Here is a 14,857-nt window from a genome sequence, read left to right on the forward strand (position 1 = left end):
GACTGGTTCCCCTCCACCTTGCCGTCGGTTCCGCAGCGGGTCGGCGGTGGCGGGCGCCTGCGCTCGCTCACCCTTCCACGTCGACTCCGCCCGATACCGGATCGGCAGTGCGCCCCGTGATCTGGAGGCGTTCCTCCACTGTGGTGGGCAGTTCGACCCGGTCGCGGTAGTACCAGGAGTTCAGCGACGCTCTGAGGCGGCGGCGCAACGGAGCCTGCGGCCCAGGGTGATCCAGCGGCCGGGGAATCTCCCTGACCAGCAGGCGGTAGCGCCGCTCCCGGTCAAGAGCGACATGACGCTCCCCCATTCCGCCGCCGAGGTCCTGACGTACCACACCCGTCTCCTCACCCTCTTGGTACAACTTCCGCTCGTGCAGTTGCAGCGCAAGACAGACGCGTCTGGTGATGAGGTAAGCCATGACAGGACCGACGACGACGGCCACTCTGAAAACCCAGGTCAGCACATTGACAGAGGCATGGAACAAGTAAGCGATCACGTCGTTGCCGCCCGCCATGAGCAGCACCGCGTAGAAGACGATGGCCGCCACGCCGAGCCCGGTCCGCACCGGCCGGTCCCGGGGCCGGTCACACAGGTGATGCTCCACCAGATCCGCGGTGAGCCAGCGCTCGAAGACGGGATACAGGTAAAGCACCAGGAACAGCAACGCAGGCAGTACGACCGCGGGCAGCAGGACGTTCCACATGAAGGTGTGCCCAGCAACGTTCGTCTCCAGGTTCGGCATCAGCCGCAAGGCCCCCTCCAGGAATCCGACATACCAGTCGGGCTGGGCGTCGGTCGAAACCTGATCGGCGACGTACGGGCCGTAGTTCCACACCGGATTGATTTGTGCGACCGCGCCCAGCAGCGCCGTGGCACCGAAGACCATCAGGGACAACCCGGTCGACCTGGCGACGAACGAAGGGAACATCGCCTGACCCACGACGTTCCGGTTGGTCTTCCCCGGTGCCGCCCACTGCGTGTGCTTGAGATAGACCACCAGGATCAGATGCACGGTGATCAAACCGATCAGCAACCCGGGCACGAACAGCACATGCGCGATGTAGAGCCGTTGGCTGAGCAACGTGCCGGGGTAGGAGCCGCCCCACAGCAAGAAGGCCAGATACGTCCCGACGACCGGGATCGACATCACGATGGTGTGGGCGGTGCGTAGCCCTGTGCCGGACAGCAGGTCGTCCGGAAGCGAGTAACCGCAGAATCCCTCCAGCAGGGCCAACATGAACAGCGTCACGCCAATGATCCAGTTGAGCTCACGCGGCCGGCGGAACGCGCCGCTGAAGAAGATCCGCAACATGTGGGCCCCGATGGCCGCCACGAAGACGAGGGCGGCCCAGTGGTGCATCTGGCGGATCAGCAGCCCACCCCGCACGTCGAAGCTCATGTGAAGCGTCGACTCGAAGGCTTTCGTGACGAGCAGGCCCTGCAGCGGCTTGTACGACCCGCCGTAGACCACTTCCGCCATGCTCGGGTCGAAGAAGAGCGTCAGCCAACTGCCGGTGAGGACGAGGATGACGAAACTGTAGAGCGCGATCTCGCCGAGATAGAACGACCAGTGGTCGGGAAAGGCCTTGCGCAACAGTTGTCCGGCCAGCTCCGAGACCGGCGCGCGCCGGTCCGCCACAACGTACCCCTGGAACGCCGCCTGCCGGGCCTTCGCCTGCAACCTCGCCATGCGTCGCCCGATCAGCACGCCACATCACACTCCTCTACGGCCTTCCCTGAACCGGGCCGCGCAGCTCGGCCGGCCGCACGGAAGGCCGGGGTTACTCGAGTGCCGCGTGATTCAATCTTGATCGTGGACCCAAGGTGCATGGCGCAGGCGTGCCGAGGGGCACACGGTTTTGAGCAGCGACCGGGTGCCCACGCCCTGATCACTGCCGAAAGCACGACGCCGAACGGGGCAACGCGCCACCAAGGAGTGGGAGTGGGCAGCCGAAGCGACATCATCGAGGTACTGACAGCAGACCACCGAAAGATCCAGCGTCTCTTCGACCGTATCCGCTCCTCCGCGCCCGGCAGCAATGAGCGGAAGGCTCTTGTCGAGCAGGTCAGCATTACTCTGGTCCGCCACTCGGTGGCCGAGAAGGAGTACCTGTATCCAGCGGTGCGTCGATTCGTAGCGGACGGCGACGCCTGGATGGACCACGAGCTCACGGAGCATCGGGCGATCGAGGAGCTGCTGGATTCTCTGGAAGCACAGGAACCCGACAGCGAGGAGTTCGGACGCCTCCTGCTGGCCCTGGTCACCCGGGTGACGCGGCACGTCGTCAAAAAGGAGCAGCTCCTCTTCCCACGGCTCCAAGCGATGTGCCCCGCCGATGTCCTGCGGGAGCTCGGAGAGAAAGTCCGCGACGCGGAGGCGTCCGCACCCACCCGGCCCCGCCCGGGCGCACCCGAATCGGCCCCGCTGCTGAAGGCCGCCTCACAGGTATGGGGCCCTTGGGACCGCCTCCGCGATCTCGTGACGCGCCGTGGCCGTCGATGAGCCCTGGATTCGGGACGTCTTACGTCCTACTCGCCAGGGGGGCGTTCGTCCCCTCCCCACCCTGCCGCCCGGACCATCGCATAGGCGGCGAGCGACACCGCCGCCCAGGCTGCCGTGGCCGCCCCGAGCGCGAGCCAGGCCGAGTGGTGGCGGAGGAGGACCGTGCCGACGACGGCGAACGCCGCAAGCCCCAACGTTCCCAGCGTGGCGCCGCGGACATCGTCACGGGCCCGCCGAAGACCCTCCTCCTTCGCCACGAGCGTCAGGCTGGCCAGCAGGATGGCCGGAAAGGCGAGGAATACTCCGCCGACGAACGGGCCGAACACGGTCGAGACGACAGCCGCGAGGAACGACACTGCCACTCCGAAACCGAACCGGACGAGCAGGTCCTTGCGGGGCATGTCCCAAGCCGCCCGCAGGTCCAGCCGCACCCGGTCCCTGTCCTCGGCACGCTTTCCGTTTCCGCCCGCGGACCCCGCTGGTCGGCTCATGGTGCCACCACGACGCCGAGGACGGCCGCTACGGCGAACCACACGACTAGTGCCACCGCGGACCCGCGCACGGCCCCGAGCCTGCCCAGAGTCGGGACGTCGACGAGGCAATAGGCGGTGAACGCAAGCGCTCCGGCAATCATCCCCCGTGCGGCTTCCGCGGCGTCGCGATTGCCTTTGAACGCGACCAGAAGGATCAGGCCGGCCAAGGCCACAGAGGGTGCCGCCGCGAAGACTCCGGCCGGCCGCTTGGGGCGGATGGTTTCCGCCACCAACGCGAAACCCACCACGAACAAGCCACCGACGAAGGACTTCAAGAGGATCTCAAGCAGGGACTTCATTCCTCCAACGTGAGCGCTGGGAGCGGTCCAGGCAACGGACCACACTGACGAAGCGTCAGACATCTTCCGCTCAGTTGGTCGGGGCAGAGGCGACATGAATCGTCATGCGCGTCCATCCGGGTCGACCAGGGGCCGTGCGTGGCCGCGCCTGTTCAGCACGGCCTTCGCCGTGGCGGCTGTGCCGAGGGCGAGCGTGCAGGCGACGGCGACGGGATGGCGGGCCACAGTGGCCTCGAAGGACCGGCTGTGCGCCAAGGCGTCGAAGATGCCGCGGGCTCCGTGGTCGCTGCCCCCCGTCCGGTCGACAGGTTCGAAGAGGTTGCTGTCGCCGCTCGGGGGCCGCAGGTCGGTCTGCTGGGAGTCGAAACCGGTGCGCGCCAGGTAGCGGTCGAGCAGGGCAGGGGCCAGGCGGTTGGCCCAGACGGTCGCCAGCGTGGTTCCCCCGACGTAGTACTGCTTGCGTCGTGGGTGGTCCGCGGCGTGCACGACGCCTCGGGCGGCGACCTCCGGCTGGTAGATCGGCGGGACCGGCTGCGGGTGCCGGGGCAGGCGGGAGCGCACCCAGGAGAACTGGGGGGTGTTGACCGCGGGCATCTGGGCGACCGTCACCCGCACATTGCTGCCTCGGTGAAGCAGTTCGATGCGCAGCGAGGAGGTGAAACCGTTGATGGCGTGCTTGGCCCCGCAGTACGCCGACTGCAGCGGGATGGCTCGCTCGCCGAGCGCGGAACCGACCTGCACGACGGTGCCGTGGTCGCGGGGCAGCATCCGCTTCAGCGCCGTGCGGGTGCCGTTGACGAAGCCGAGGTAGGTCACATGGGTGACCCGGTCGTACTCCTCGGTGGTGATCTCGTCGAAGGGCGCGAAGACGCTGGTGAACGCGCAGTTGATCCATACGTCGATGGCGCCGAAGCGTCGCTCGGCGGCGTCGGCGGCGGCTTCGACCTGCTGGGCGTCGGCAGTGTCGGCTACCTGCACGAGGGACTGGCCACCGAGCGACTCGACCTCCTTGGCGGCAGCGTCCAGGCCTGCTTGGCCGCGGGCGATCAGGACGACATTGGCGCCTCGTTTGCCGTACAGACGTGCGGTGGCGCGGCCGATGCCGGCACTGGCGCCGGTGATGACGACGGTCTGGGACATGGTCAGCTCCTTACTCGGCGGCGCGCGCCATGCGGCTCGGGTCCTCGGCGAGGCGGGCGGCACTCTCCAGCAGCAGGGCGTGGACGAAGGCCTGTGGGAGGTTTCCGCGCAGTTGGCGCTGGGCTATGTCGAACTCCTCGGCGTACAGGCCCGACGCGCCGCAGGCGCTGCGGTTGCGTTCGAACCAGCGGTGCGCGTCGATCAGGCGGCCTTGCTGGTGTTCAGCAAGCGCCATGAGGAACCCGCAGAGCACGAACGCGCCCTCGGCCTCCTCCAGGGGCCGGTCGTCGTGGCGGAAGCGGTAGACGAAGTGGTCCTGTGTCAGTTGCCCACGGCAGACCGCAAGGGTGGCGCGGGTGCGTGCGTCGTGAGCGGGCAGGGCCCCCCGCAGTGGGGGCAACAACAGTGCGGCGTCGATCGCCGGGTCGTCGGGGGTGCGCTGCCAGTGGCCCTCGGGATGCACACTCGTGGCGGAGGTGGCGGCGAGCACGGTATCGGCGAGGTGGGTGCAGGTGTCCGCGAGCGGATGGCGCGGTGCCGCGTGGGCCAGGGTGCGCAACCCGGCGACGCAGATGAGACGGCTGTGCGTCCATGGTCGGGGATCCAACTCCCAGATCCCTGTGTCGGGTTCGCGCCATCGCTCGGCTATGGCCCGCACCGCGAGGTCGGCGGCCTTCCAGGCATCGGGATACATACGGCGCCGGCGCTCGGCGGCGGCGAACAGCAGCAGGGCCTCGCCGAAGCAGTCCAACTGGAACTGCTTCCCCACGTGGTTGCCGATCCGGCTGAAACCGCCGGGGTAGCCGGGCAGGTCGAGTTCCTGTTGGTCAGGGACGGCCGTACCGTAAACCGTGTACGCGGGGGCGAGATTCGGACCGTCGGCAAGCAGCCGCTCACTGACGAAGCGGACGGCGGCGTCGAGCAGGTCCGGGGCGTCCACGGCCGCTGCCGCTTGCCCGGCGTAACTCTGGTCGCGAATCCACACGTACCGGTAGTCGTAGTTGCGGCCTGCCTCGGCGCGTTCGGGCAGGCTGGTGGTCGCCGCGGCGACCATGCCCCCGCCGTGTGTGGTCAGCGCGCGCAAGAGGGCGTGGGCGCGTTTCGCGTCACGAGGGGTGATGGTCTGCTCCAGCGCTGGAACGGCCTGGCGCCAAGCCTGTTCCGTTGCGGCCCACAACTGCTCGGCTTGCGGAAGGGTGTGCGGCAGTGGGCAGGTGGAGCACTCCAGGACCAGGTCATGGCTCTCGCCCGGCTGGAGGACGAGGTCGTCGACCAGGCCCTCCGCGGCTGCGCCTGCAGTCTGGGCGCCCTGCCAGCGCAGGCGGTGGTGGCCGCTGTACAGGTGCCAGACGCCGTCGTCGTCGCGGTGCGGGGAGGTCAGCGGGGCGCGACCGTAGTCGGCACGCGGGTCGAGCACGACCCGGACGTGGGCTGGTCCGTCGACGGCGCGCAGTCGCCGCAGCAGGATGAGGCGGGCTTCTTCACCGGGGAAGGAGAGGGTTTCCCGGCACTCGATGACACCGCTGCTGGTGATCCATCGGCTGCGCCAGATCAGAGTGTCCTCCTCGTAGTAGCCGCCGGGGACAAACCGGCCGCGCGGAGTGATGGCGTAGACGCCTGGACTACCGAGGAGGGAGGCGAAGACGGCGTCGTCGTGCCAGGTGGGAGCGCACAGCCAGGCGACGGCGCCGTCAGGCCCGATCAGGGCGCCACGCTCACCGTCGGCCAGCAGGGCGTAGTCACGCAGAACGTGCGGCGGAAGCGACGTGGTGATCATGAGCGCTGCCTCCTGCCGTCAGCCCACCCGGTAGGTCTGTGCGCGCTCGGTGTTGAGGCTGAGCCCGAGTCCGGGCTCTCCCTCGCTGCCGGGCGTGATGCTGCCGCCGCCGGCGTCGAGGACGCCATCGAAGAGGAGGCGTTCGATGCGGACGTGGTCGTGGAACCACTCCAGGTGCCGCAGGTTGGGCACCGCGGCGGCGACGTGCGCGTGGGCGTGCGGGGCGCAGTGCCCGGAGATGTCGATGCCGCGCGCATGGGCGAGGGCTGCGGCGCGCAACCAGACGGTGATGCCGCCGCAGCGAGTGACGTCGGCCTGCAGGCAGTCCACGGCGTCGGCGGCAAGCATGTGCTCGAAGTACGACAGGGTGTAGCCGTACTCCCCCGCGGCCACGTCCTGGGACACCTGGTCGCGGATGGTGGAGAGGGCGGTGAGGTGGTCGGAGGAGACCGGCTCCTCGAACCAGGTCACTCCTTGGTCGGCGAGCGCCCGGCCGACGCGCACCGCTTGCTTGGCGCCGTAGCCGCCGTTGGCGTCGACGTACAGTTCGGTCGGCTCGCCGATGGTGGCGCGGGCCCGGGTCACCCGCCGCTGGTCGCGGTCCTCGCATCGCCCCCACGACTGGGCGACTTTGATTTTTACCCGGGGGATGCGCTCCTTCTCGACCCAGCCGCGCAGTTGCCGGTCTTGTTGCTCGTCGTCGTACGTGGTGAAGCCGCCGCTGCCGTAGACCGGTACGTCGTCGCGCGCCGCGCCCAGCAGGTGGACGAGGGGGAGGCCGATGAGGCGGGCCTTGCAGTCCCACAGGGCGATGTCGACGGCGGCGATCGCCTGCGCCGCAATGCCGGGAAGTCCGGCGTTGCGGACCGCGCGGTGCATGGCCTCGTTGGTGCGTGCCACGTCGAGGACCGGGGAGCCGGTCACGATCTCGGCGAGGAGATCATCGACGATGCGCGCTGTGGCGGCGGGCGCGTAGGTGTAACCGAGTCCGGTGTATTCACCGCAGCGCACGGTGACGAGCACGAGGGTGGTGCTGTCCCAGCTGAGGGTGCCGTCGGCCTCGGGCGCGTCCGTCGGAACCGTGAAGACGGCGCTGTCGACTCGCTCCGCGACCGGGGTGTCGGTCACTGCTTTTCCTGGTGACGGCGACCGGGCAGGAATTCCTGCACCTTTGCTTTGAAGCCCTGGCGGACCATGGCGGCACGGTCGCTGTCGCCTTTGAGTACGGCGGTTGCGGCGGCCTCGATCTGGTCCATACTGGCGTGCGGCGGGATGGGCGGCACGGCCGGATCGGTGACGAAGTCCAGCACGCAGGGCCGGTCGGAGGCGAGCGCGGTCTCCCACGCACCGGGAACGTCCTGCGGCTTCTCGATCCGCAGGCCTTCCAGGCCGATGAGGCGGGCGAAGTCGGCGTAGGCGACGTCGGGAATCGACTGGGAGGGCAGGAACTGCGGGGCTCCCGCCATGGCTCGCATCTCCCAGGTGACCTGGTTGAGGTCCCGGTTGTTGAGGATGGCCACCACCAGGCGTGGATCCGCCCACTCCTGCCAGTACTTGGCGACGGTGATCAGCTCGGCCATCCCGTTCATCTGCATCGCCCCGTCGCCCACGAGCGCGATCGCGGGGCGGTCGCCGTGCGCGAACTTGGCACCGATGACGTAGGGCACACCGGGCCCCATGGTGGCGAGGGTGCCGGACAACGAGCCGCGCATGGCGCCGCGCAGCTTCAGATGACGGGCATACCAGTTGGCCGCCGACCCGGAGTCCGAGGCCAGGATGACGTTCTCCGGCAGCACATCGTTGAGTGCGTAGGCCACGTACTCGGGGTTGATCGGATCGGCCTCCACGGCGGCGCGCCGCTGCATGACCTCCCACCAGCGGGCAGTGTCCTTTTCGATCTTCTTGCGCCAGCCCCTGTCCCTGACCGCGTTCAGCAGCGGCAGCAGTCGGCTCAGGGTCTCGTGGGCGTCACCGACCAGGTTCACCTCGAACGGGTAGCGCATCCCGACCATGTGCGGGTCGATGTCGACCTGGACCGCCCGCGCCTGCCCGAACTCCGGCAGGAACTGGGTGTAGGGGAACGACGAGCCGATGACCAGGAGGGTGTCACAGTCCCGCATCAGCTCGTACGACGGACGGGTGCCGAGCAGCCCGATGGCGCCGGTGACGTAAGGCAGGTCGTCGTCGAGGGCGTCCTTGCCGAGCAGTGCTTTGGCGACCCCGGCGTCGAGCCGGTCGGCGACCGCCATGACCTCCTGCCGGGCGCCACGAGCTCCCTGGCCGATGAGGATCGCGACTTTCTTTCCCGCGTTGAGCACCTCGGCGGCGCGGGTGAGGTCCTCGTCGCTCGGCACGGGCGCGTAGTGGGGCATGCCCAGGCTGGAGGGCACCATCTTGAATGCGTGCTCGGGCGGCGAATAGTCCAGTTCCTGTACGTCGGCGGGGACGATGATCGCCGTCACCGTGCTCCGGGCCATGGCTGTGCGCATCGCACGGTCCAGCACGTTGGGCAACTGCTCGGGGACGGTGACCATCTCGCAGAAGTCGGAGGCGACGTCCTTGTAGAGGCTCAGCAGGTCGACTTCCTGCTGGTACGAGCCGCCCATGGCGCTCCGGTTGGTCTGCCCCACGATCGCGACGACCGGTACGTGGTCGAGCTTGGCGTCATACAGGCCATTGAGCAGGTGGATGGCGCCGGGCCCGGAGGTGGCGGCGCACACGCCGACCCGGCCGGAGAACTTGGCGTAGCCGACAGCTTCGAAGGCGGCCATCTCCTCGTGGCGGGCCTGGACGAATCGGGGGTTGTCGTCGGCGCGGCCCCAGGCCGCGAGCAGACCGTTGATGCCGTCGCCGGGGTAGGCGAAGACGTACTCCACCCCCCAGGTGCGCAGGCGCTCGAGTATGTGGTCGGAGACCTTCGTCGACATGTTCAGAACCTTTCGGAGGGTCGCGGCTGCGGGCGCCGCAGGGCGCCCCGCCCGGCCGCCGCAGCAGCCGTCGCCGCGAGGGCCGCGGCGCTCACGGTGGTCGCCCACCGCGCCGCGCGGGAGGGGCGGGAGGGACGTGCCGCAAGGCGTTCGGGGTACTCGCTGGGCAGGTTGCCGTCGAGTCCCATGGCCAGCACCTCGGCCAGGTGCAGAGCCCGGCGGTTTGTGTCGCCGTGTTCGATCTGGGTGCGGCAGCTGAAGCCGTCCGCGAGCAACAGGCTGTCGGGGGCCGCCGCGCGCACGGCGGGCAGGACGCCCTGTTCCGCCACCGCCATGGAGACCTCGTGGTGTCCGCGTTCGAAGCCGAAGTTGCCGGCCAGGCCGCAGCAGCCCTCGTCGAGGACATGGGCGTCCAGGTGGGCGCGGCGCATGAGTTCCTGGTCGGCTTCGAACTTCATGATGGCGTGCTGATGGCAGTGGGTCTGCACGGTCGCGTGCCGGGCCAGTCGGGGCGGCTGCCAGGTGTCGGGCGCGTGGTCGACGAGGTGCTCGGCGAAGGTGCGGACCTGCCCGGCCAGACGCCGCACATCCTGGTGCTCGGGCATCAGTTCCGGCGCGTCCGCTCGGAAAACGGCGGTGCAGGAAGGTTCGAGGCCGATGACGGGGGTGCCCGATTCCAGATAGGGCCGCAGCACGCCCAGCGTGCGCCGGAGCACCCTCTGGGCGACGGCCAGCTGACCTGTGGAGATCCAGGTCAGGCCGCAGCACGCGGGCGTGGTGGGTACGGCGACACGGAAGCCGGCGTCCTCCAGGACCTGTACCGCCGAGATCGCGATCGAGGGATGAAAGTACGTGCTGAAGGTGTCGGGCCACAGCAGCACGGTCCGCGGGTCGGCCGGGTCCGGTTGCGTCCCTCCACGCTCCTGCCACCACTGTAGGAAGGATTCATCGGCGAAGACCGGTGCCTGTCGGGCCCCGTCGACCCCGGCCAGTCGCTTAGCCGCCCAGGCGAGGCCGGGTGCGTGGCACACGCTGTTGACCAGCGAGGGGGCGACGCGCGAGAGCCGGGCCCAGACAGGCAGCCAGCCCATCGAGTAGTGGGCCGCCGGGCGTGGCCTTCCAGCGTAGTGGTGGGCGAGGAACTCCGCCTTGAGCGTCGCCATGTCGACACCGGTCGGGCAGTCCGACTTGCACCCTTTGCACGCCAGGCACAGGTCGAGGGCGTCACGGACCTCGGTGGAGCGCCAGCCGTCGCCGATCGCGGAGACCGCGTGACCGTCAAGCATCTCGAACAGCAGCCGGGCCCGGCCGCGCGTGGAGTGCTCCTCCTCCTTGGTGGCCCGGTAGGAGGGACACATCACGCCACCGTGATGGCTTCGGCAGTTGCCGATGCCCACACAGCGCATCACGGCGCGAGTGAAGGAGTGCTCGTCCTCCGGGTAGCCGAAGTGCGTCTGCGGCGTTGCCGGCCGCCACGCGGGGCCGAGTCGCAACTGCCCGTCGACAGGGTTGGGGTCCACCACCTTGCCCGGGTTCATGCGGTTGTCCGGGTCGAACAGCGCCTTGAGTTCGCCGAACGCGGACACCAGTCGCTCTCCGAACATCCGGGTCAACATCTCGCCCCGGGCCTGACCGTCCCCGTGTTCGCCGGAGAGGGAGCCGTTGTAGGAGGCCACGAGGTCTGCGGCGCTCTCGAGGAAACGGCGGAAGTCCGCCACCCCCTCGGCGGTCTTCAGACCGAACGGGATGCGGGTGTGTACACATCCCTGTCCAAAGTGCCCGTACAGCGAGGGGTGGTCGTAGTCGAACTCGGCGAACAGTGTCTTCAGGTCGCGCAGGTAGTCACCCAGACGTTCCGGCGGGACGGCGGAGTCCTCCCAGCCCTCCCACGTCTCCCGGCCGTCGGGCGGACGTGCCGTCACCCCGAGGCCTGCCTCGCGCGCCTTGAGCATCCTCTGTTCCCGCTCGGGATCATCGGAGAAGGCCACCGTCGAGTCCTTCTCGCCACGGCCCAGCGCGCGCAACGCGGCATGCGCTTGCTCGTCGACGTCGTCCTGACTGTCACCGCTGAACTGCAACAACAGCCAACTGTCTCCCTGCGGAAGGGCATTGAGGGAATCCAGGTGGGCGCTCTCCTCACGCATCAACTGCGCCATCCGCCCGTCCAGGGCCTCCAACTGAGTGGGCGAGCACAGCTGAAGCAGGTGCGACACATCGTCGGCGGCATCGCAAATGCTGTCGTAGCCAAGGACGAGGAGTGCCTGACAGTTGGGGACCGGCACCAGGTCCAGTTCGGCGCGCAGCACAGTCACCAAAGTGCCCTCGCTGCCCACCAGGGCCTTGGCCAGGTCGAAGCTGTTCTCCGGTAGCAGCGAATCCAGGTTGTAGCCGGAAACCCGGCGCGGGATCTTGGGGAAGCCACGCCGGATGTCCCCCATGTACTCGGCGACGAGGCGGTCCAGACCGTCGTAGATCTCGGCCCATCGGCCCCCTTCCGCGGCGATCCGCGCACGCTCGACCGCGGACGTGGCACCCACCCACTTGCGTGCACCGTCATTGGTGAGGACCTCGAGCCGTCGTACGTTGTCCACCGTCTTGCCGTATGCCTGCGCCGACGCCCCGCACGAGTTGTTGCCGATCATGCCGCCGATGGCGCAGTGGCTGTGTGTGGACGGCTTCGGCCCGAACTGCAGGCGGTGGCAGGACAGCCGGCTGTTGAGTTCGTCCAGGACGATCCCCGGCTCGACCACACAGGTGCGTTGTTCGGGATCGACAGAAACCAGAGCATGGCAGTATTTGGTCCAGTCGATCACCACGGCGAGGTTGGTGGCCTGCCCAGCGAGGCTGGTGCCGCCGCCCCGCGAGAGAATCGGGGCTCCGAAGTGGGCACAGACGTCCGCCGCTTGGGCTCCCGCCTCCACGGTGTGCGGTACGACGACGCCGATCGGCATCTGGCGGTAGTTGGAGCCGTCCGTGGAGTAGGTGCCTCTGCTCCCCGCGTCGAACCGCACCTCCGCGTCCACCGTCGCACGAAGCGCGTCCTCCAGACCGGCCACATCCAACGTGGAGATGTCGAAGAGGGGTATGGGAGTCATCGGAGAGAGACCGCCTTCCTGACCGTGAACCGGAACATGCGCTACGGGCCGGCGCTTGTGGGCCCGAGTACCCGCTCTCGCCTCAGCGGCACCGACGAAGAGACGAGCGGTCGTGGTGAAACCGCGTGGGGGTGTCTCACGCCGATGTGGCCGCTGCGCGCACCTCGTCGGCCAGGGGCTTGTCGAGGGCCGCGTGGACAAGTCCGTCCGCCAGTCTCGGCATCTCGCGACCGGTGACCAGGTCGCTCAGCTTCTCGGGCGAAGTGGGCAGTCCGAGCCGTCGCGCGCCGTCCAGGGCCTTACCGTCTATGTACGGCGTGAACTCCGGCCAGACTCCCTGCACGTCGCGCAGAAAGATGTCGGCTCCGGTGGGCCCGATCCCGGGTATGTCCAACAGGGCCGCTCTGGGGTCGGGTTCCTCGCGTAGCCGACGCAGATCACCGTCATAGCGCTCGAGCACCAGTTCGGCACCCTTGCCGAGCATGGTCGAGGTGCGCTCGTCGTAGCGCCGGTAGCCGCCCTCGCCCAGCGCGTCGACACGTTTCTGCCAGCTCGCGTCCGCCATCGATCGCGGATCGCGCAGTCCGGCGTCGAACAGCGCCCGGGCCGCCGCCACGCCGATGTCGGCCTTGATGCGGGCGCTGAGGAGTATCGCCAGGACGAGCGTCTGGAAGAGCGGTGCCGGGGTGTTGCGCAGCCGGATTCCGGCCTGTGCGGTGTAGGTCTGCCGCTGTCGGTCCAGCAGAGCGCGGACCACCGCCTTGTCCGTCGCTTCGGCCGTCTTCTTACCGGAGCTGTGGGATTTGTGGGAATTCGCTGACTTTCTTTCCGTTTTCGTGGTCATTCCTGTCACCGATTCAACGTTTCTCCCGTTCAACGCTTCAACGGCCTTTCACAGCGGGCCGCGTTCGTCCGCTCCGGGTACCCGCCTGACTCGGATCGATGCGGCCGTTTTGTCACGGAGGCCCCGGGAACCCGTGCACCGTGGCTGGTAGCAGAGGTAACTCCCGGAAACCCACGTCAGGTCGCCGGTTGGACGAGTACCGGGGCAAGCGCCGCGCAGGACATACGCCGGAGCCGATGGACGGCGCATCACCCAAGGGCGGAAAGCGACGGTTCGTGATCCAGAAACATTCGGCCACAACACTGCACTACGACTTCCGTCTGGAGGCGGGCGGCGTCCTGAAATCGTGGGCCGTGCCGAAGGGTCCGTCGACCAGCCCCAAGGACAAGCGTCTGGCCATACGGACCGAGGACCATCCCGTGGACTACCTCGACTTCGAGGGAGTCATCCCGTCCGGCGAGTACGGCGCGGGCAAGGTTCTCGTCTGGGACATCGGCACCTACCGCAACCTCGCCGAGCAGGAGGGCAGAAAAGTGCCGGTCGCCAAGGGGGTGGGCCAGGGCCACGTCAAGGTGTGGCTGGAAGGCGAGAAGCTGCGCGGTGGCTATGCGCTGACCCGAACTGGACCTGCGGGCGATCGCGAGCGCTGGATCATGGTCAAGCTGTCCGACGAGGAGGCGGACGCCCGCCGGAACCCCGTCAGCACCGAGCCCGCGTCCGTATGCAGCGGCCGCACCCTGGACGAGCTCCCCGAGGACGGCGAGCAGACCTCATGAACACCCGGGCGGAGACGAAGGACGAGATCCGTGTCAGCGGCAGGAGCGTTCCACTGTCCAATCCCGACAAGGAGCTGTTTCCTGAGGACGGAATCACCAAGGCGGAACTGGTCGACTACTACCGGGCGATCGCGCGGCCGATGCTGACCCATCTCAAGGGGCGCCCCTTGGTGATGGAACGCTATCCCGACGGATACCGGGGAAAGTCCTTCTTCCACAAGAACGTTCCCGCCTATTTCCCCGACTGGGTCCGTACCGTCCAGGTGCCCAAGGAAGGCGGCAGCCTCACCATGGCGGTCTGCGACGACACAGCCACCCTCGTCTACCTCGCCAACCAGGCCTGCATCACACCGCATCCATGGCTGAGCCCCGCGAACTGCCTCGACTGTCCTGACCGACTGGTCTTCGACCTCGATCCTCCCGACGGCAACGGCGACGGATTCGAGACCGTACGGTGGAGCGCTCGCGTCCTCGGGGACCTGCTCACCGAACTCGGGCTCCGGCCGGCCCTGATGACGACCGGATCGCGCGGCCTGCATCTGCTGGTCCTGCTCGACCGCCGCACCGACTTCGACACCGCTCGGCGCTTCGCCCGCCGCGTCGCCGAGGTTCTCGCCGCGCGGCACGAGGACCGGCTGACCACCGAACCCCGCAAGAACAAGCGTCGTGGCCGCCTCTACCTGGACACCCAACGCAACGCCTACGCGCAGACCTCGGTCGCACCCTACGCCGTGCGAGCCCGCCCACACGCCCCGGTCGCCACCCCGCTGGACTGGGACGAACTCGACGACCCGGACCTGGGCCCACAGCGGTGGACGCTGCGCACCCTGCCCGAACGTCTCGAACAGCGTGGAGACGTCTGGAAGGGACTGAGCCGCTGCCGACGGTCGCTCGCCCGGGCGCGACAGCGCCTCGACGAATCCGCTTGCTGACCCGGTAGTTCACCTGCGTGGCAGGACACTT

At 68.5% G+C, this 14,857-nt stretch carries 12 protein-coding genes; 3 read left to right on the plus strand and 9 right to left on the minus strand.

Going from position 1 to position 14,857, the window contains the following annotated elements:
* Nucleotides 1-67 precede the first annotated feature (67 nt).
* The gene (gene qcrB / locus ACWDEX_RS29315; protein ID WP_450467323.1) at nucleotides 68-1,708 is read right to left on the minus strand and encodes a cytochrome bc1 complex cytochrome b subunit; all 1,641 of its coding nucleotides are present in this window, start codon (nucleotides 1,706-1,708) and stop codon (nucleotides 68-70) included.
* Nucleotides 1,709-1,942: 234 nt separating this feature from the next.
* Between qcrB and ACWDEX_RS29320 the strand changes: the two genes are divergently transcribed.
* The gene (locus ACWDEX_RS29320) at nucleotides 1,943-2,503 is read left to right on the plus strand and encodes a hemerythrin domain-containing protein (protein ID WP_450467325.1); all 561 of its coding nucleotides are present in this window, start codon (nucleotides 1,943-1,945) and stop codon (nucleotides 2,501-2,503) included.
* A gap of 26 nt (nucleotides 2,504-2,529) precedes the next feature.
* Here the strand turns inward: ACWDEX_RS29320 and ACWDEX_RS29325 are convergent, their stop codons facing one another.
* The 8 genes from ACWDEX_RS29325 to ACWDEX_RS29360 form a co-directional block, all read right to left on the minus strand.
* Complete coding sequence (locus ACWDEX_RS29325) at nucleotides 2,530-2,994, minus strand: DUF3147 family protein (RefSeq protein WP_450467327.1); 465 nt, start codon at nucleotides 2,992-2,994, stop codon at nucleotides 2,530-2,532.
* Nucleotides 2,991-3,335 carry a DUF3147 family protein gene (locus tag ACWDEX_RS29330; protein ID WP_450467329.1) on the minus strand — a complete coding sequence of 115 codons (345 nt, stop codon included), beginning with the start codon at nucleotides 3,333-3,335 and terminating at the stop codon, nucleotides 2,991-2,993. Before ACWDEX_RS29330 ends, ACWDEX_RS29325 begins: the two co-directional genes overlap by 4 nt.
* Before the next feature lie 102 nt (nucleotides 3,336-3,437).
* Nucleotides 3,438-4,475: an SDR family oxidoreductase gene (locus ACWDEX_RS29335; RefSeq protein ID WP_450467331.1), complete on the minus strand. Its 1,038-nt coding sequence runs from the start codon at nucleotides 4,473-4,475 to the stop codon at nucleotides 3,438-3,440.
* A 10-nt stretch (nucleotides 4,476-4,485) separates the two neighbouring features.
* Nucleotides 4,486-6,252, minus strand: coding sequence for a glycoside hydrolase family 15 protein (locus tag ACWDEX_RS29340; protein ID WP_450467333.1), 1,767 nt, complete (start codon nucleotides 6,250-6,252; stop codon nucleotides 4,486-4,488).
* A gap of 18 nt (nucleotides 6,253-6,270) precedes the next feature.
* Nucleotides 6,271-7,380: an enolase C-terminal domain-like protein gene (locus ACWDEX_RS29345; RefSeq protein ID WP_450467335.1), complete on the minus strand. Its 1,110-nt coding sequence runs from the start codon at nucleotides 7,378-7,380 to the stop codon at nucleotides 6,271-6,273.
* On the minus strand, nucleotides 7,377-9,179 hold the full coding sequence (locus tag ACWDEX_RS29350; RefSeq protein ID WP_450467337.1) for a thiamine pyrophosphate-requiring protein: 1,803 nt from the start codon (nucleotides 9,177-9,179) through the stop codon (nucleotides 7,377-7,379). Before ACWDEX_RS29350 ends, ACWDEX_RS29345 begins: the two co-directional genes overlap by 4 nt.
* A gap of 2 nt (nucleotides 9,180-9,181) precedes the next feature.
* Nucleotides 9,182-12,274: an FAD-binding and (Fe-S)-binding domain-containing protein gene (locus ACWDEX_RS29355; RefSeq protein WP_450467339.1), complete on the minus strand. Its 3,093-nt coding sequence runs from the start codon at nucleotides 12,272-12,274 to the stop codon at nucleotides 9,182-9,184.
* 136 nt (nucleotides 12,275-12,410) lie between these two features.
* The gene (locus ACWDEX_RS29360) at nucleotides 12,411-13,118 is read right to left on the minus strand and encodes an endonuclease (protein ID WP_450467341.1); all 708 of its coding nucleotides are present in this window, start codon (nucleotides 13,116-13,118) and stop codon (nucleotides 12,411-12,413) included.
* Nucleotides 13,119-13,258: 140 nt separating this feature from the next.
* Here ACWDEX_RS29360 and ACWDEX_RS29365 point away from each other — a divergent pair, with 140 nt between their 5' ends.
* Both ACWDEX_RS29365 and ligD read left to right on the plus strand, forming a co-directional pair.
* Nucleotides 13,259-13,894, plus strand: a complete 636-nt coding sequence (locus tag ACWDEX_RS29365; protein WP_450467342.1) for a DNA polymerase ligase N-terminal domain-containing protein — start codon at nucleotides 13,259-13,261, stop codon at nucleotides 13,892-13,894.
* Nucleotides 13,891-14,826 carry a non-homologous end-joining DNA ligase gene (gene ligD, locus ACWDEX_RS29370; RefSeq protein WP_450467343.1) on the plus strand — a complete coding sequence of 312 codons (936 nt, stop codon included), beginning with the start codon at nucleotides 13,891-13,893 and terminating at the stop codon, nucleotides 14,824-14,826. The genes ACWDEX_RS29365 and ligD overlap by 4 nt, the downstream gene beginning before the upstream one ends.
* Nucleotides 14,827-14,857 lie beyond the last annotated feature (31 nt).

It is taken from the genome of Streptomyces sp. NPDC001020 (genome assembly GCF_053599115.1).